The organism is Variovorax sp. F042, from assembly GCF_057814215.1.
On the sequence record NZ_JBVASX010000008.1, the window covers coordinates 214,878 to 230,888 of the forward strand.

Here is a 16,011-nt window from a genome sequence, read left to right on the forward strand (position 1 = left end):
CGCTCAGTCGCGGAAGTTGTTGAACGTGAGCGGCATGTCCGGCACGTCCTTCTTGATGAGTGCCATGGCGGCTTGCAGATCGTCGCGCTTGGCGCCGGTGATGCGCACCGCGTCGCCCTGGATGGCTGCCTGCACCTTGAGCTTGCTGTCCTTGACGATGCGGGTGATTTTCTTGGCCTGCTCGCTTTCGATGCCGCTCTTGACCTTGATGACCTGCTTGACCTTGTCGCCGCCCATCTTCTGGACGTCGCCCTTGTCGAGGAAACGCACGTCGACGCTGCGCTTGGTGAGCTTGCTGCGCAGGATGTCTTCCACCTGCACGAGCTGGAACTCGGCGTCGCCGATCATGGTGATCTCCTTGTCCTTGAGCTCGACGGCGGCGGCCGTGCCCTTGAAATCGAAGCGCGTTCCGATTTCCTTGGCGGTGTTCTCGACCGCGTTCTTCACCTCGGGCAGGTTGGGCTCGCAGACGGTATCGAAGGACGGCATGGACTCTCTCCTGAATTCACTGGTGCTGGATGCGACAATTCTCCCATGATCGTGGAGTCCAACGTCCCGCTGCAGCCCTACAACAGCTTCGGCATCGTCGCGCGTGCGCAGCATCTGGCGCGCATTGCGGGCGAGGCCGACCTGGTCGCGCTGCGCGCCGATCCGGCATGGCGCGACGCGCCCCGGTTCGTGCTGGGCGGCGGCAGCAACATCGTGCTCACGGGCGACGTCAAGCCGCTGGTGCTGAAGATCGAGATCAAGGGCCTGCGGCTGGTGGAAGAAACGCCGCGCGCATGGATCGTCGAGGCCGGTGCCGGCGAGATCTGGCACGACGCCGTCGAGTGGATGGTGCGCAACGGCTACCCGGGGCTGGAAAACCTAGCTCTCATTCCGGGCACGGTGGGCGGCTCGCCGGTGCAGAACATCGGCGCCTACGGGGTCGAGTTGCAAGATCGCTTCGATTCGCTCGACGCCTTCGACCTGGAAACCGGCCGCAGCTTCACGCTCGACGCCGCCCAATGCGCCTTCGGCTATCGCGATTCGGTGTTCAAGCACGTGCGCAGCGGCCCGAACGACTTCGGCCTGGCGGGCAGGGCGGTGATCACCCGGGTGCGCTTTCGCCTGCCCAAGCCCTGGAAGGCCGTGGTCGGCTACCTCGACCTCGAACGCAAGATGGAAGAAACCGGCAACTTCACGCCGAGCGCACAAGACGTCTTCGACTGGATCTGCGCCATTCGCCGCGCGAAGCTGCCCGACTGGCGCGTGCTGGGCAACGCCGGCAGTTTCTTCAAGAACCCGACCGTCACGCCCGAGCAATGCGCGGACATCATCGCGCGCGACCCCAAGATCGTTCACTACCCGATGGATGACGGCAGCATCAAGCTGGCAGCCGGCTGGCTCATCGATGCTTGCGGCTGGAAGGGCAAGTCGGTGGGCAACGCTGGCGTGTACGAGCGGCAGGCGCTGGTGCTGGTCAACCGCGGCGGCCGCGAGAACCCGGTGACCGGCGGCGAGGTGATGACCCTGGCCAAGGCCATCCAGACCAGCGTGTACGAGCGTTTCGGTATCCGGCTGGAGCCGGAGCCGGTGGTGGTCTGACGGCATGGATCTCGACTTCCTGCACCTGAATTTCCGCCGCCGCATCGGCGCGCTGCTATGGGCCCGACGGGCGGTGCCGCTCATTGCGCTGCTCGCGTTGTTTCTGGGCTCGCGCCGCTGGGGCTCGGTGGTGGCCGTGATTGTGGTGGCGCTGCTGTTTTCGGCGGTGCTCAAGTTCCTCGAAACCAGCTTGCGGCGCCAGTTCATCCGCGAAGCGCGGCTGCCGCCATTCCTTGTCGGCAAGCTGTGCGAGGCGCATCCGCAGCTCAGCCGGCGCGACGCCGAACTGGTGCTGCGCGGCCTGCGCCAGTTCTTCATGGCGCACCTGCGCAGCGAGCGCAAGTTCGTGGCGATGCCTTCGAAGGTGGTCGACACGGCCTGGCACGAGTTCATCCTGCACACGCAGGGCTACCAGAACTGGTGCAAGGCGGCCTTCGGCGGCATGCTGCACCACAGCCCGGCCGAGGTACTGGGCAAGGATGCCCGGCGCAACGACGGCCTGCGCCGCACCTGGTACTGGGCCTGCAAGGAGGAGAGCATCGATCCGCGCAAGCCGGCGCGCTTGCCGTTGCTGTTTGCGCTGGACGTCAAGTTCGCGATCGACGGCGGCTTTCACTATGTGCCCGACTGCCGGGCGGTCGAGCGGTACATCGGCTCGGACGCCCAGTGCGGCACCAGCTTCGGGGAATCGTCTTCGTCGGATGGTGGCAGCGCGGGTGATGCCGGTGGGTTCGGCGGCAGCGAGTCGTCGAGCAGTGGCGGTGACGGCGGCTCCGGCGATGGGGGCGGCTCGTCCGACGGCGGTGGCGGGTGTGGCGGCGGCTGCGGTGGAGGTGGCGGGGACTGACGCTCGCAGCGCACCAATGAAAAACGGGCCCCGAGGGGCCCGTTGTCGTTTCTGCCTCGCAGGGGGAGGCAGAGGCAACGATCAGCTTGCGTCGCCGTCGTTGGCCAGCTTCGGCAACGAAGCGCCTTCGCCCGACGACAGCAGGCCGACCCGGGTGTAGATCGCGAGCTTCTCGCGTGTGTCGACGATGTCGAGGTTGCGCATCGTGAGCTGGCCGATGCGGTCCAGCGGCGTGAACGCGCCCTCGACCTTTTCCATGCTCAGGCGCTCGGGCTTGTACGTCAGGTTGGCCGATTCGGTATTCAAGATCGAGTAGTCGTTGCCACGGCGCAGCTCGACCGTCACTTCGCCGGTGATGGCGCGTGCCACCCAGCGTTGAGCCGTTTCGCGCAGCATGATGGCCTGAGGGTCGAACCAGCGGCCCTGGTACAGCAGGCGGCCGAGGCGGCGGCCGTTGTCGCGGTACTGCTCGATGGTGTCTTCGTTGTGGATGCCGGTCACGAGGCGCTCGTAGGCGATGAACAGCAGCGCGAGGCCGGGTGCCTCGTAGATGCCGCGGCTCTTGGCCTCGATGATGCGGTTCTCGATCTGGTCGCTCATGCCCAGCCCGTGGCGGCCGCCGATGCGGTTGGCTTCGAGGATCAGGTCGACCAGGTTGGCGTAGCGAACGCCGTTCAGCGCAACGGGCACGCCTTCTTCGAAGCGCACCGAGACGGTTTCGCGCTTGACTTCGACTTCGTCCTTCCAGAAGGCCACGCCCATGATGGGCTGCACGATCTGGATGCCGCTGTTCAGGTGCTCGAGGTCTTTGGCCTCGTGCGTGGCGCCGAGCATGTTCGAGTCGGTCGAGTAGGCCTTTTCGGCCGACATCTTGTAGGCGAAGCCGGCCTTCTGCATGAACGCCGACATTTCGGCGCGGCCGCCCAGCTCGTCGATGAAGACCTGGTCGAGCCAGGGCTTGTAGATCTTGAGGTTGGGGTTGGTCAGCAGGCCGTAGCGGTAGAAGCGCTCGATGTCGTTGCCCTTGTAGGTGCTGCCGTCGCCCCAGATGTGGACGTCGTCTTCCTTCATGGCCGACACCAGCATCGTGCCGGTGACGGCGCGGCCCAGCGGCGTGGTGTTGAAGTAGGTGACGCCGGCGGTGGTCACGTGGAAGGCGCCGGCCTGCAGGGCGGCGATGCCTTCGTTGGCCAGCTGCACGCGGCAGTCGATCAGGCGGGCATTTTCGGCGCCGTAGAGCATCGCCTTGCGTGGGATCTCGTCGTAGTCGGGCTCGTCGGGCTGGCCGAGGTTGGCGGTGTAGGCGTAGGGGATCGCGCCCTTGTTGCGCATCCAGTGGAGCGCCGCGCTGGTGTCCAGGCCGCCCGAGAAGGCAATGCCGACCTTCTGGCCGGCGGGAACGTTTTGGAGGATGGTCGACATGTCAGGTTTCCCGGGTTCGCGGTTCAGCCGAAGTGGCAGATGTAGCTGTAGGGCTCGCCGCTCACGCGGATCTGGAAAGTGGAGTTGCCCGGCACGCTGAACTTCTGCCCGGGGCCCGAGGCCACCCATTCGCTGGTGCCCGACAGCAGGTATTCGCAGCTGCCGGCGGTGCCTTCCATGATCTCGGGGGCGCCGGTGTTGAAGGTGAGGGTGGACGGCAGGATCACGCCGACCGATTTCTTCGTGCCGTCCGCGAGCGTGAGGCTGTGGCTCACGCATTTGCCGTCGAAGTACACATTGGCCTTGGTGGCCACTGCGGCGCTGTTCAGAGTGTCGGTAGTCGTCGTCATTGGGTGGCGCCGGCGCCTGGGCGGTCGGCAAATCGAGGACGCACCGCACCAGCGGCGCACCCGTCAAGGGTTGGAAAAGTCCTCGATTTTAGGGGCTCGGGCGGCTTGGGCCGCCGGCCGGTGGCTCAGCGGTGCCAGCCGCGGTATCCGCCACCCCAGCCGCCACGGTAGCCGCCGCCCCAGCCGCGCGAATAGCCGAGGTTCAGCGAGATACCGACCGGCGGGTAGACGTAAGGATAGGCATAGGGGTACGCATAGGCCGGCTGCACGTAGACCGGATCGGCATATACCGGCGCGGGCTGATAGACCGGGGCGGGGGCGTTGGAGACGACGACGCCCGGTTCGGGCACCACGTTGTCCCAGGGAGAGCCTCCGGACTGCGGGGCGTAGCCGCCGTTGTTGGCCTCGACCGGATAGGTCTGCACCTGCGACTGCGGCGCCACCGGCGAGGTCGTCACGCCGTAGCCGCTGGCCTGGATCGGAATGGTCGCGCCGGGCTGGCTGTTCATGCGGGTGGTGTACTGACGCCCGTTGTACTCGTAGGTGACGTTGTAGTTCACGTCGCTGCCGGTCGTTTCGCGGATCGGGGTGGCGGAAATCACCCGGGCCTGGACCACCTGGTTCTGCTGGGCGTGCACGACGCCGGTGCCCGCGGCCAGCGTGCCGGCCACGGAAATGCCGGCGAGGGTGCGAAAAACGAGTTTGTTCATGGTGTGTCTCTCCTGCAGATCGCGGTTTGACGCCGGGCTGTAGGTCGGGTTCCGGGGTTTACACGGCGTTGACAGCCCAGGATTCGGCGTCGAACCCTGTCGTAACGGGCTTTTTCGGGCCCCAGTTGACCACCGGCCGCTTGATCAGGCTGGGGTTGGCCAGCAGCACCGCGCGGGCCGAGCCGGCGTCGACCACGCCTTCGCGGGTGGCGTCGTCCAGCTTGCGCCAGGTGGTGCCCTTGCGGTTGACCAGGGCCTCCCAGCCGGGCTTCTTCAGCCACTGGTCGAGCTCGGCTTCGGGCACGCCCTGTTTCTTGAAGTCGTGGAAGGTGTAGGCCACGCCATGTTCATCGAGCCAGGCGCGGGCGCGCTTGACGGTGTCGCAGTTCGGGATGCCGTATAGGGTTGTCATGGCCGCGATGATGCCCCGAGCGGCGGGTCGGCGACAATGCCGGCCTCCATGGAAACCCTTAACGACTGGCTCGCGCGCGCCGAGCAACTCCATCCCAAGAACATCGAACTCGGGCTCGAGCGCGCCAAAGAAATGGCGCAGCGCCTCGGCCTGCGCTTCGGCTGCCCCGTCATCACGGTGGCGGGCACCAACGGCAAGGGCTCGACCTGCGCCATGCTCGAATCGATCCTCACGCACGCGGGCTACCGCACGGCGGTATTCACCTCGCCGCACCTGGTGCGCTTCGAAGAGCGGCTGCGGCTCAAGGGCGAAGCCGTCGATGCTTCCAAACTGATAGCAAGCTTCGAAGTAGTGGAAAAGGCGCGCGGCGACATGCCCTTGACCTACTTCGAGTTCACCACGCTCGGCATCCTGCATTGCATGATCGAGGAAAAGCCCGACGTGGCGATCCTCGAAGTCGGCCTGGGCGGGCGGCTCGACGCGGTCAACATCATCGACACCGACTGCGCGGTCATCACCAGCATCGACCTCGACCACATGGAATACCTCGGACCCGACCGCGAAAGCATCGGCTTCGAGAAGGCCGGCATCCTGCGCCCGGGCAAGCCCGCCATCGTGAGCGACCCGATGCCGCCGCAGAGCGTGATCGACCATGCCAACGCCATCGGCGCCGACCTCTGGCGCTTCGGGACCGACTTCAACGTGTCGGGCGACAAGCAGCAGTGGGGCTGGTCGGGGCGGGGGCGGCGCTACAGCGGGCTGGCCTATCCGGCGTTGCGCGGGGCCAACCAGCTCATCAATGCGGCCGGCGTGCTTGCGGCGCTCGAAGCGCTGCGCCCGCAACTGCCGATCACGGCGCAGGCCGTGCGCAACGGGCTCGCGATGGTCGAGTTGCCGGGCCGCTTCCAGATCGTGCCGGGCGAACCGGCGCTGGTGCTCGACGTGGCGCACAACGCCCATGCCGTGGCCGCGCTGGCCGAGAACCTCGATGCGATGGGCTTCTACCCCACCACGCATGGCGTGTTCGGTGTGATGGCCGACAAGGATCTCGCACCGATCCTCGCGCGCATCGGGCCGCTGATCGACCGCTGGTACTTCACCGACCTGCCCACCCCGCGCGCGGCCAAGGCGGCCGACCTGCTGGCCAGCTGGCAGGCGCAGAACACGCGCACCGATGCCTCGGGCAGCGTGTACGCGGGCCCGATGGAAGCGTTGCGCGCAGCCATCGAGCAGGCGGGGCCCGCTGATAGAATCGTGGTCTTCGGATCGTTCTTCACCGTGGGTGGCGTGCTCGAAAACGGCACCCCCCGGCTGCAAGCCAAACACCTGCTGCCAGGCGGCTGATCGTCGGGCTGTCCATACCATCTGGCACCACCTCGCTGCACTCCTTCAGGGATCGAACTTCATGGCGTTTTTCAAGTTCCGCACGCGCGGCCCACAAGGCAACGAAGGACGCAGCGCCCCGGCCGCTGTCCCCGCGGAAAGTGTCGAAACCATGCGTCGGCGTGCGCGCCACCGGCTGCTCGGTGCAGCGGTGCTGGTGCTGCTCGGCGTGATCGGTTTCCCGCTGCTGTTCGATACGCAGCCGCGGCCCGTGTCGGTCGACATTCCCATCGAGATTCCCGACCGCAACAAGGTCAAGCCGCTGCCCGTGCCCGCCACGCCGGCACCCGCCACGAGCACCGCGCCGGTTGCACCCGACAACAGCAGCTCGCGCGTGGCCTCGGCATCGCCCTCGTCCGGCGGCATGATCACCGAGACCGCCGACGGCACGGTGATCGACTCCGGCAAGCCCGTGCCCAGCACGCCGCCCGTCGCGGCCGCCGAGCCCAAGCCTGAACCGAAGCCCAAGCCCGAGCCCAAACCGGAGCCGAAGCCCGAACACAAGCCGGAACCCAAACCAGAGCCCAAGCCGAAGCCCGAAGCCAAGCCGGACCCCAAGCCCGAAGCGAAGCCCAAGTCGGCCGCCTCGGACGACGGCGCCCGAGCCCGTGCGCTGCTCGAAGGCAAGCCCGTCACCACTGCTGCCAAGCCCGCCGCTTCCGATGAAGGTGGCCGCTTCGTGGTGCAGGTGGGCGCTTTCGCCGATGCCGACAAGGCGCGCGAAGTGCGCCAGAAGCTCGAAAAAGCCGGCCTCAAGACCTATGTGCACGTGGCGAAGACTGCCGACGGCGAACGCACGCGTGTGCGTGTCGGCCCCTTCGGTTCACGTGCCGAGGCCGACCGCGCGGCGGAGAAGGTCAAGGGCTTGTCTTTGTCGGCCGCGATCCTCACGTTGTAAGAGCCGTCGCCAGCTGTTGCCGTGGCCTTGCTCGACTGGATCGCCGTCGCGCTCATCGGGGTGTCGATGCTGTTCGGCCTGATGCGCGGGCTGGTGTTCGAAGTGATTTCGCTGATCGGCTGGGTGGCAGCCTTCATTGCAGCCCAGTGGCTGGCTTCCGGTGTGGCGGCATGGCTGCCGTTCGGCGATCCGCAGGGGGCGTGGCGCTATCCGCTGGCCTTCGTGCTGGTGTTCGTGGCGGTGGTGTTCAGCGTGGGCCTTGTGGCCGCGCTCACGCGCAAGTTGATCACGGTCGTGGGTCTGCGGCCGATGGACCGGATTTTGGGAGCAGCGTTCGGAGCGGCGCGGGGTGCGGTGGCCCTGCTCGTGCTGGCCGTCGTTGTTCATTTGCTGGTGTTGAGCGACAGTGCCTGGTGGCACGAGTCGCGCAGCGCCATTGTTCTCGATGCGGCATTGCAGGGCCTCAAACCCTCGCTGCCTGAAAAGTTGGCAAGCTACCTGCCCTGAGAGGAATCGTTCATGTGTGGAATCGTCGGCGTTGTCAGCAGCGCACCCGTCAATCAGCTGCTCTATGACGCGCTGCTGCTCCTGCAGCATCGCGGCCAGGATGCCGCTGGCATCGTGACCTTGCTCGAACGCAAGTTCTTCATGCACAAGGCCAAGGGCATGGTCCGCGACGTGTTCCGCACGCGCAACATGCGTGCGCTGCCGGGCAATGTGGGCCTGGGCCAGGTGCGCTACCCGACCGCCGGCAATGCGTACAGCGAGGAAGAGGCCCAGCCCTTCTACGTGAACGCGCCGTTCGGCATCGTGCTCGTGCACAACGGCAACCTGACCAACGCGCATGCGCTGCGTTCGGAACTGTTCTCCACCGACCACCGCCACACCAACACCGAGAGCGACTCCGAAGTGCTGCTCAACGTGCTGGCGCACGAACTCGAGCGCTCCTCGCGCGGCGTGCCGCTGCATCCGGCCGAAGTGTTCGCCGCGGTCAAGAACATGCACAAGCGCCTGCGCGGCTCGTACGCCGTGGTGTCGCTGATTGCCGGCCACGGCCTGCTCGCTTTCCGCGACCCGTACGGCATTCGCCCGCTGTGCATGGGCCGCAGCGCCGACGGCACAGTGATGGTGGCGAGCGAATCGGTCGCGCTGGAAGGCTCGGGCCATGTGTTCGAGCGCAACATCAACCCGGGCGAGGCTGTGTTCATCGACCTCGAAGGCAACGTGCATTCGATGCAGTGCGCCGAAGCGCCGACGCTGAACCCCTGCATCTTCGAATTCGTGTACCTCGCGCGTCCGGACTCGGTGCTCGATGGCATCTCGGTCTACCAGGCGCGTCTGAACCTCGGCGAGACGCTGGCCAAGCGCGTGGTGTCGACCGTGCCGCCGAACCAGATCGACGTGATCATCCCGATTCCGGAGTCGAGCCGGCCGAGCGCCACGCAGCTCGCGCACCTGCTGGGCGTGCCGTACCGCGAAGGCTTCGTGAAGAACCGCTACGTCGGCCGCACTTTCATCATGCCGGGGCAGGGCGTGCGCAAGAAGTCGGTGCGCCAGAAGCTCAACGTGATCGCCAGCGAGTTCAAGGGCCGCAACGTGCTGCTGGTCGACGACTCGATCGTGCGCGGCACCACCAGCCGCGAAATCGTGCAGATGGCGCGCGATGCCGGCGCCCGCAAGGTCTACCTGGCCAGCGCCGCGCCGCCGGTGCGCTACCCCAACGTCTACGGCATCGACATGCCGACCAAGGACGAGCTGGTGGCGCATGACCGCACCATTGAAGAAATCCGCGAACTGATCGGCTGCGACGCGCTGATCTACCAGGACGTCGACGCCATGAAGCGCGCCATTGGCTCGCTCAACCCCAAGCTCGACGGCTTCGACGCCTCGTGCTTCGACGGTGTGTACGTGACCGGCGACATCGACACCGACGCCATCTCGCGCATGAACGGCAACCGTCCCCGCGTCGAAGAGACCGAAGAAGACTCTTCGCGTCTCGCACTCCCCAACCACAGCGAGTGAGAGCTAAAGAAGTGACCGACGAACGAACCCTGCCGCCCGGACTGCATCGCGACACGCTCGCGCTGCGCACCGGGCTGGCGCCGAGCCAGCACGGCGAGCACTCCGAGGCGCTGTTCCTGACAAGCGGCTTCGTGCAGCCCGACGCCGAAACCTCGGCGCGCCGCTTTGCGGGCACCGAAGCGGGCTTCACTTATTCGCGCACGTCCAACCCGACGGTGGCGAGCTTCGAGCAGCGCCTTGCAGCGCTCGAAGGCACCGAGGCCGCCATCGGCGCATCGACGGGCATGGGCGCGATTCTCATGATGTGCATGGGCCTCTTGAAGGCCGGCGACCATGTGATCTGCTCGCGCTCGGTGTTCGGCTCCACGCTGAACCTGTTCGGCAAGGAGTTCGCCAAGTTCGGTGTGGAAACCACTTTCGTCTCGCAGACCGACGTGGCGGAATGGCGCGCGGCGCTGAAGCCCAACACCAAGCTGCTGTTCGCCGAAACCCCGACGAATCCGCTGACCGAGGTGTGCGACATCCGGGCGCTCGCCGATCTTGCACACGGCGCGGGCGCGCTCCTGGCCGTAGACAACTGCTTCTGCACGCCGGCGCTGCAGCGCCCCACCGAACTGGGCGCCGATCTCATCATCCATTCGGGCACCAAGTACCTCGACGGCCAGGGCCGAGTGATGGCTGGCGCGATCTGCGGGCCATCGAAGCTCATCGTCGACGTGTTCGGCCCCGTGGTGCGCACCGCCGGCATGGCGCTGTCGCCGTTCAATGCGTGGGTCGTGCTCAAGGGCATGGAAACGCTGGGCATCCGCATGCAGGCGCAATGTGCGAACGCACTGGCCGTTGCGAAATGGCTCGAAGCGCAGCCGGGCATCGCACGCGTCTATTACCCGGGGCTCGCTTCGCATCCGCAGCATGAACTGGCGATGCGCCAGCAGGCGGGGAAGGGCGGGGCGGTCGTGTCCTTCGACGTGGTCGGCAACGACCCCGAGACGGCGCGCGCCAATGCCTTCCACGTGATCAACAGCACGCGCGTGGTCAGCATCGCGACCAACCTTGGCGACACCAAGACCATCATCACGCACCCCGGTACGACCTCGCATGGGCGCCTCACCGAAGTGCAGCGCCAGGCCGCAGGCATCAGCCAGGGGCTGATCCGCCTCGCGGTCGGCCTCGAGTACATCGACGACATCACGGCCGACCTGCAGCGCGGCCTGAGCACCCTGACAACCTGATTGATTCATGACCGGCAAAGTTCGCACCCGCATCGCACCGTCTCCCACCGGCTTTCTTCACCTGGGCACGGCCCGCACTGCGCTCTACTCGTGGGCCTATGCGCGCCACCACGGCGGCGAGTTCGTGCTGCGCATCGAAGACACCGACGTGGCCCGCTCCACGCAGGATTCGACCGACCAGATCCTCGCGTCGATGCACTGGCTCGGCCTCGACTACGACGAAGGCCCGATCTACCAGATGCAGCGCCTGGAGCGGTATCGCGAAGTGATCGTGCAGATGCTCGCGGCCGGCACGGCCTACCACTGCTACTGCACGCCGGCCGAACTCGACGAGATGCGCGAGGCGCAACGCGCACGCGGCGAAAAGACGCTGTACGACCGCCGCTGGCGCCCCGAGCCGGGCAAGGTGCTGCCGCCCGTGCCCGAAGGCGTGCCGCCTGTTGTGCGCTTCTGCAATCCGCCCGAAGGCGACGTGACGTGGAACGACCTCGTCAAGGGCGAGATCACTATCAACAATCGCGAGATCGACGACCTCATCATCCTGCGGCCTGACGGTGTGCCCACCTACAACTTCGCGGTGGTGGTCGACGACTGGGACATGAACATCACGCACGTGTTCCGTGGCGACGAGCACATCAACAACACGCCGTGGCAGATCAACATCTTCCGTGCGCTCGGCGCACCGTTGCCCGAGTTCGGCCATGTGCCCGTGATCCTCGGCGACGACGGGCAGAAGCTGTCGAAGCGCCGCGGCGCTGTGAGCGTCACTGCCTACGAAGACAACGGCTACCTGCCCGAGGCGATGCTCAACTACCTCGCGCGCCTCGGCTGGAGCCACGGCGACGACGAGCTCTTCACGCGCGAACAGATGGTGAGCTGGTTCGACGGTTCGCACCTGTCGAAGAGCCCCGCGCAGTGGGATGCAGCCAAGCTCGCATGGGTCAACGCGCAGTACATCAAGGCGAAGAGCGGCGACGAACTCGCACCGCTTGTTGCAGCACAGTTGCAAAAGCGAGGCATCGCGGCCGACGAGCGTTTGCCTGCGATCTGCGCGCTGTTCAAGGACCGTTGCGACACCACGGTGGCATTGGCCGACTGGGCTGCGGCGTTCTATGCGGACATCAACGTGAGCGATGCCGATCGTGCGCAGCACATCACTGATGCAGTGAAGCCAGCGATCGCAACGCTCGCAGAAAAATTGACGACGGCTGCCTGGGATAAGGCCTCGATCGCAGTTATCATCAAAGAAGTTCTCGCGACACATGCATTGAAAATGCCGGTGTTAGCGATGCCAGTACGAGTGCTTGTGATGGGAACATCGCAGACACCGTCCCTCGATTCAGTGCTCGAAATTTTTTCCCGCGAAAAAGTTATCGAGCGATTGAAAAAGGCCTGAAAAATCGGGCTATAATTCGAGGCTCGACACCCACACGGGGGTATAGCTCAGCTGGGAGAGCGCTTGCATGGCATGCAAGAGGTCATCGGTTCGATCCCGTTTACCTCCACCATCAAAGTGTCGAGAAGGTATGAAGTGCTGATCGCAGCACGTCCAAGGTTTTGACCCTATCGTCTAGAGGCCTAGGACACCACCCTTTCACGGTGGCTACCGGGGTTCGAATCCCCGTAGGGTCGCCAGTTTCACTTCGGTGAAGCAGGCACAAGTGGCAACACTTGGCTCCGTCAAACGAGCGAACGTTGTCTACCAGGAGTGGTAGTTCAGTTGGTTAGAATACCGGCCTGTCACGCCGGGGGTCGCGGGTTCGAGTCCCGTCCACTCCGCCATTTTTGATATGAATCAACAACCTTTCAGGCTAGTTGGTTCTGGCTCACAAGTCAACTCACGGCACCGCGCTAACCGCTCGGTGCCGTTTTTTTTGCTGCCAGCCCGCCGCTGCCTGCCAAAGTTTCGTGGGCAACCCCTTGATCAAGCTACGTAGTAAGCTACTGCTGTCAAAGCGCTGTTTTCGCTTGCCGAAGCCAGGCTTTGACCGAGCACACAGCAGTGCAGCATGCGAACTGAGGCCCTGAGCCTCAATCTCGCAGACCTTCTTCCTTTCCTCTTTGCACTCTTTCCGCAGCCATTGGCTGGCAGGGAGCGTTGCGGCGTGGGGAACTTGCTTCGCTGTTTAACTGGGCGCTCGCCTTCAACCTCACCAGGAGCATCCATCCCATGGCCACAACCAAACCCAAGACCGCCGTCGCAACCAAAGCCGCGAAGCCTGCGACCACTGCCGCGAGCGGCATGACCGCCGAGACGGGCCTTCCCGCCGGCTTCGTGTCGCCCTTCACTCGGGTCGAGATGCAGCCGAATATCCGAATTGACGACGGTCTGTGTTGCATCGCGATGGTCACGAACCAGTCACTGGACACGATCACGAAAGCGGCTCACCGAAACGGCCTCCCTCTTCACGGCCCCACCTGGATTTACGGAACGCAGCTAATCGCCATCCTGCATGAGTACGGTTTCACCGCCGAAGAAAAGGAATGTCCCACCATCGATGCACTACCGGATGTCGCGTTCATCATGGTCGAGTACAACCCGGCAACGCAGTTTGGCCGTTGGGTCTTATGGCATCACGTGAGGGCAACCGAGAAGACCCCGTCCTTTCACTACATCTGCGACCCCGCGTCGTGGATTGAGCCCAGGTACTTTGTGACCACAGAAATTCAGCGGCTCATCACACCGAAGTCGCCCATCCACCATCTACCCATCGTATTGAAGCCGGCGGTCAAGGGAAAGGCGAAGTAGTCGATCACCTTGAGGCATGTCGTAAAGCTAGCTCCTCAGCGCTTGGAATATCGGCCAAGAGCTTGCGGACTGCAGAACGAGTGCTGGACTTGGCGTGACCGTAGCGGAAGAGAAGATCGGCTACGTCATCTTCCGCAGCGTACAGAAACGCGGCGGACACCTTCAGCACCTTGGCTAGATTGCACGCAGTGAGGTAGTCCGGTTCATGTACGCCGACCTCATAGCGGTTGATTCGGGTGCTCGCGACGGACGGGTCGATGCCAGCCTCAATGCCAAGCTGTTTTTGCGACAGGCCGGCCGCATTGCGAGCCTGCTTCAGCCTGTTTCCCCAAATCTGATTCGATTTCGACATCCCGCCTTCACACAATGAAGGTTACGAGATTCGTAGTTTTTGTATGATTTGAATACTACGAGTTTCGTAGCTTTTGGAGGAGGCTAGAAGCGAACTGCCGCCCCCTCATGACAACAACGGAGAAGACCCCAATGAAGTTCCAACCACGCCCGCGGGAGACAGTCCTGTTCGAGGGTGACGGCACCTTGCTCAAGAGCAAGATCAACGTGAAGGAGACCGAGGTCGTCGTCACGGACCACCGGCTGGTCATCGAGGTGACCGGCCAGACTATCGAGAAAGCCGACATCGCCTCCGTGACCGAAGGCAAGCACGGCTTTGCCGCTAAGCTGGTGTTCGCGCTCCGCGATGGCAGCACGATTGACCTGATGGCCGCCAACGTCGGCAGCTTCAAAGCCGCGGCGTTCATCTTGGCGGGCCAATCAGAGGCTGGCGCAATCCCCGCGATGCCCGCCGCGCCTGCACTGTCTCAGGTCAAGAACGGCACCGCTTGGCTCGCAGCGCTCGGCCCGCTCTTCACGGTCATCATCATGGCGATCCTGATGGCGCTGTTCTGGGGCAATCCTGACAACTGGGGCTGGCTCACGGTGATCCAGATCTTGTTGCTGCGCATCGCCCTCCTATGGATGTTCCTGCGCATCGACTATCTGTCGCTCCAGAAGCAGGGCTACGCCGTGAAGCAGCTCGGGTTGGCCGACCCGGCCGTCCTCCCGTACTACCTGTTCAGCCGCGCCAAGGTCTTCGGGCACGGCAAGGTCTACGGCATCACGTGGTGCGTGTTGGTCGCCCTCGACCTCCTGCTGGCGTTCGCATGAGGCCTGCCTTGATGCTTCGCACCGCCACCTTTGCCGCCGTTGCCATGGGTCTTGCTGCGTCGGTGTCGCCTGTGTCCGCTCAGTCGGCGCCGCAGTTCAACTGCCCCGTCCGCTTGGAGCTCCTGACCGAGATAGACGGTGCGGGTGCGGGCGGGCTGGACAGACTCATCTACGGCGTGCGCGCCCGCGACTGGAAGCCCGAGTTCCTCGACCTGGCGCTTCGCCGCTATGAGGCATGCCAAGCCTCAGCCCCCGGCCCTCAATCTCTCAAGGACGCCGAGCGTGCGGATGCGCTGCGCCAGTTCCAGTTGCTCAAGGGCTCGCTGCAGCAACGCGACCGGCTGTTGGCGCAGGAAGCCCGGCAAGCCAGCGCCCAGACCGCAGCGTCTCAAAGCGGCACGGCGCAGATTGGCCAGCGTGATGGTGTGCTGGCGTGGGCCTACACGCGACGGCGCGCCGGCGACACGTCAGATGAGCCGCCTTTCAGCATCACGTGTGCCGAACCAAACCAACTGCCCCGCGATCTGCTGACGTTGTCGCCGCGAAGTCAACTGGAGTTGCCGAAGTTCTACGCCGCCTGCGTTCAAGCTCAGCAGCTTGTGAGTGGCCCGAGCGCGACCCTGTTCAAGGAAAGCATCGATGAACTCGCCCGGGAGCGTCAGGCACAGGCCGGGTTCGTCGCAGGTGTGCGCAATCTAGCGGCCGCACCACCGCAGCAGCAGACCCATCAGAGCGTGTCGGCGCTGGAGAAGGCCAACCGCTTCCAGTCAAGCAGCGAGCCTGCGGTGAACGCCGCTGCGGACCAACTTACCGCGCTCCGGCAACAGGTCGATGCCAGGGAGTGCGCGGCGCACGGCAAGCAAGCGGGCATCCCTGCGGACTTGCTGAAGGCGCAGTACCTCATCGAGTGGGCCACCCCTGCGCCGCTGGTCGGCATGGCCTGCACCGCTGCGCGCAATGGTGTGCCGTTTCGGTTCAGCGCCAAGGGGTTGCTGTCCAAGGACAGCTTTGAGGTAAAGGGCACACCCGGCATGAAGGTCGTTCTCGGTCGGCAGGACATGGCCGAAGGCGCCACGCTGCTGGTGCCACTGGAAGGCACGGCGCAAGGCAAGACCTTCGCGGTCACGCGGCAGAACCTCCAGGTGCTGGCGCTGCAACTCCGCCTCGCGCTCAAGGGTCAGTAGCGGGCAATGCGACATCGCCTCCCGTCGACCGTGCCCGCTCCGTCGCGGCCG

At 64.9% G+C, this 16,011-nt stretch carries 17 protein-coding genes and 3 tRNA genes; 14 read left to right on the forward strand and 6 right to left on the reverse strand.

Translation table 11 applies throughout. The features are described 5' to 3' along the window. Window positions 1–3: 3 nt before the first annotated feature. Window positions 4–489, reverse strand: coding sequence for a YajQ family cyclic di-GMP-binding protein (locus ACZYSP_RS23730; protein ID WP_093051716.1), 486 nt, complete (start codon window positions 487–489; stop codon window positions 4–6). A 45-nt stretch (window positions 490–534) separates the two neighbouring features. Here ACZYSP_RS23730 and murB point away from each other — a divergent pair, with 45 nt between their 5' ends. Together murB and ACZYSP_RS23740 are read left to right on the forward strand one after the other, a co-directional pair. Continuing rightward, window positions 535–1,587: a UDP-N-acetylmuramate dehydrogenase gene (murB, locus tag ACZYSP_RS23735; RefSeq protein ID WP_093077901.1), complete on the forward strand. Its 1,053-nt coding sequence runs from the start codon at window positions 535–537 to the stop codon at window positions 1,585–1,587. Between the two features lie 4 nt (window positions 1,588–1,591). Next, window positions 1,592–2,434, forward strand: a complete 843-nt coding sequence (locus ACZYSP_RS23740; RefSeq protein ID WP_093051705.1) for a glycine-rich domain-containing protein — start codon at window positions 1,592–1,594, stop codon at window positions 2,432–2,434. A gap of 81 nt (window positions 2,435–2,515) precedes the next feature. Here ACZYSP_RS23740 and argG read toward each other — a convergent pair whose 3' ends face one another. The 4 genes from argG to ACZYSP_RS23760 form a co-directional block, all read right to left on the reverse strand. Beyond that, window positions 2,516–3,856: an argininosuccinate synthase gene (argG, locus tag ACZYSP_RS23745; protein ID WP_093051703.1), complete on the reverse strand. Its 1,341-nt coding sequence runs from the start codon at window positions 3,854–3,856 to the stop codon at window positions 2,516–2,518. A gap of 23 nt (window positions 3,857–3,879) precedes the next feature. After that, window positions 3,880–4,206, reverse strand: coding sequence for a pyrimidine/purine nucleoside phosphorylase (gene ppnP, locus ACZYSP_RS23750; protein ID WP_093051699.1), 327 nt, complete (start codon window positions 4,204–4,206; stop codon window positions 3,880–3,882). 125 nt (window positions 4,207–4,331) lie between these two features. Continuing rightward, window positions 4,332–4,916 carry a glycine zipper 2TM domain-containing protein gene (locus ACZYSP_RS23755; RefSeq protein WP_093051696.1) on the reverse strand — a complete coding sequence of 195 codons (585 nt, stop codon included), beginning with the start codon at window positions 4,914–4,916 and terminating at the stop codon, window positions 4,332–4,334. Window positions 4,917–4,974: 58 nt separating this feature from the next. Continuing rightward, window positions 4,975–5,328 carry an ArsC family reductase gene (locus tag ACZYSP_RS23760; RefSeq protein ID WP_097198633.1) on the reverse strand — a complete coding sequence of 118 codons (354 nt, stop codon included), beginning with the start codon at window positions 5,326–5,328 and terminating at the stop codon, window positions 4,975–4,977. Between the two features lie 36 nt (window positions 5,329–5,364). Here ACZYSP_RS23760 and folC point away from each other — a divergent pair, with 36 nt between their 5' ends. From folC to ACZYSP_RS23810, 10 genes are all read left to right on the forward strand, one after another. After that, window positions 5,365–6,672, forward strand: a complete 1,308-nt coding sequence (gene folC / locus ACZYSP_RS23765; RefSeq protein WP_097198634.1) for a bifunctional tetrahydrofolate synthase/dihydrofolate synthase — start codon at window positions 5,365–5,367, stop codon at window positions 6,670–6,672. A gap of 61 nt (window positions 6,673–6,733) precedes the next feature. Beyond that, window positions 6,734–7,609, forward strand: a complete 876-nt coding sequence (locus ACZYSP_RS23770; protein ID WP_489016917.1) for an SPOR domain-containing protein — start codon at window positions 6,734–6,736, stop codon at window positions 7,607–7,609. A gap of 21 nt (window positions 7,610–7,630) precedes the next feature. Next, window positions 7,631–8,116, forward strand: a complete 486-nt coding sequence (locus ACZYSP_RS23775; protein ID WP_489016919.1) for a CvpA family protein — start codon at window positions 7,631–7,633, stop codon at window positions 8,114–8,116. 12 nt (window positions 8,117–8,128) lie between these two features. Continuing rightward, the gene (gene purF / locus ACZYSP_RS23780) at window positions 8,129–9,631 is read left to right on the forward strand and encodes an amidophosphoribosyltransferase (RefSeq protein WP_093051681.1); all 1,503 of its coding nucleotides are present in this window, start codon (window positions 8,129–8,131) and stop codon (window positions 9,629–9,631) included. Between the two features lie 11 nt (window positions 9,632–9,642). Next, window positions 9,643–10,863, forward strand: a complete 1,221-nt coding sequence (locus tag ACZYSP_RS23785) for an O-succinylhomoserine sulfhydrylase (RefSeq protein WP_093176888.1) — start codon at window positions 9,643–9,645, stop codon at window positions 10,861–10,863. Window positions 10,864–10,870: 7 nt separating this feature from the next. After that, window positions 10,871–12,259 carry a glutamate--tRNA ligase gene (gene gltX, locus ACZYSP_RS23790; RefSeq protein WP_489016922.1) on the forward strand — a complete coding sequence of 463 codons (1,389 nt, stop codon included), beginning with the start codon at window positions 10,871–10,873 and terminating at the stop codon, window positions 12,257–12,259. A 36-nt stretch (window positions 12,260–12,295) separates the two neighbouring features. After that, window positions 12,296–12,371, forward strand: a tRNA-Ala gene (locus ACZYSP_RS23795). A 51-nt stretch (window positions 12,372–12,422) separates the two neighbouring features. Further along, window positions 12,423–12,498 (forward strand) — tRNA-Glu (locus tag ACZYSP_RS23800). Between the two features lie 70 nt (window positions 12,499–12,568). Then, window positions 12,569–12,645, forward strand: a tRNA-Asp gene (locus ACZYSP_RS23805). A gap of 388 nt (window positions 12,646–13,033) precedes the next feature. Next, window positions 13,034–13,612, forward strand: coding sequence for a hypothetical protein (locus ACZYSP_RS23810; protein ID WP_489016924.1), 579 nt, complete (start codon window positions 13,034–13,036; stop codon window positions 13,610–13,612). A 4-nt stretch (window positions 13,613–13,616) separates the two neighbouring features. Here the strand turns inward: ACZYSP_RS23810 and ACZYSP_RS23815 are convergent, their stop codons facing one another. Beyond that, window positions 13,617–13,964 (reverse strand): helix-turn-helix domain-containing protein, encoded by a 348-nt coding sequence (locus tag ACZYSP_RS23815; protein ID WP_489016926.1) that lies wholly within the window; start codon window positions 13,962–13,964, stop codon window positions 13,617–13,619. Window positions 13,965–14,071: 107 nt separating this feature from the next. On the opposite strand from ACZYSP_RS23815, the gene ACZYSP_RS23820 reads away from it, so the two are divergent. Both ACZYSP_RS23820 and ACZYSP_RS23825 read left to right on the forward strand, forming a co-directional pair. Continuing rightward, the gene (locus tag ACZYSP_RS23820) at window positions 14,072–14,776 is read left to right on the forward strand and encodes a hypothetical protein (RefSeq protein WP_489016928.1); all 705 of its coding nucleotides are present in this window, start codon (window positions 14,072–14,074) and stop codon (window positions 14,774–14,776) included. An 8-nt stretch (window positions 14,777–14,784) separates the two neighbouring features. Then, the gene (locus ACZYSP_RS23825) at window positions 14,785–15,960 is read left to right on the forward strand and encodes a hypothetical protein (protein ID WP_489016930.1); all 1,176 of its coding nucleotides are present in this window, start codon (window positions 14,785–14,787) and stop codon (window positions 15,958–15,960) included. The last annotated feature ends 51 nt before the right edge of the window (window positions 15,961–16,011 follow it).

Coding starts and splice junctions, on each gene's coding strand:
- ACZYSP_RS23815 (WP_489016926.1), bottom strand. CDS start 13,964: ATGTCGAAATCGAATCAGATTTGGGGAAACAGGCTGAAGCAGGCTCGC.
- purF (WP_093051681.1), top strand. CDS start 8,129: ATGTGTGGAATCGTCGGCGTTGTCAGCAGCGCACCCGTCAATCAGCTG.
- murB (WP_093077901.1), top strand. CDS start 535: ATGATCGTGGAGTCCAACGTCCCGCTGCAGCCCTACAACAGCTTCGGC.
- gltX (WP_489016922.1), top strand. CDS start 10,871: ATGACCGGCAAAGTTCGCACCCGCATCGCACCGTCTCCCACCGGCTTT.
- folC (WP_097198634.1), top strand. CDS start 5,365: ATGCCGGCCTCCATGGAAACCCTTAACGACTGGCTCGCGCGCGCCGAG.
- ACZYSP_RS23755 (WP_093051696.1), bottom strand. CDS start 4,916: ATGAACAAACTCGTTTTTCGCACCCTCGCCGGCATTTCCGTGGCCGGC.
- ppnP (WP_093051699.1), bottom strand. CDS start 4,206: ATGACGACGACTACCGACACTCTGAACAGCGCCGCAGTGGCCACCAAG.
- ACZYSP_RS23740 (WP_093051705.1), top strand. CDS start 1,592: ATGGATCTCGACTTCCTGCACCTGAATTTCCGCCGCCGCATCGGCGCG.
- ACZYSP_RS23810 (WP_489016924.1), top strand. CDS start 13,034: ATGGCCACAACCAAACCCAAGACCGCCGTCGCAACCAAAGCCGCGAAG.
- ACZYSP_RS23730 (WP_093051716.1), bottom strand. CDS start 489: ATGCCGTCCTTCGATACCGTCTGCGAGCCCAACCTGCCCGAGGTGAAG.
- ACZYSP_RS23760 (WP_097198633.1), bottom strand. CDS start 5,328: ATGACAACCCTATACGGCATCCCGAACTGCGACACCGTCAAGCGCGCC.
- ACZYSP_RS23820 (WP_489016928.1), top strand. CDS start 14,072: ATGACAACAACGGAGAAGACCCCAATGAAGTTCCAACCACGCCCGCGG.
- argG (WP_093051703.1), bottom strand. CDS start 3,856: ATGTCGACCATCCTCCAAAACGTTCCCGCCGGCCAGAAGGTCGGCATT.
- ACZYSP_RS23770 (WP_489016917.1), top strand. CDS start 6,734: ATGGCGTTTTTCAAGTTCCGCACGCGCGGCCCACAAGGCAACGAAGGA.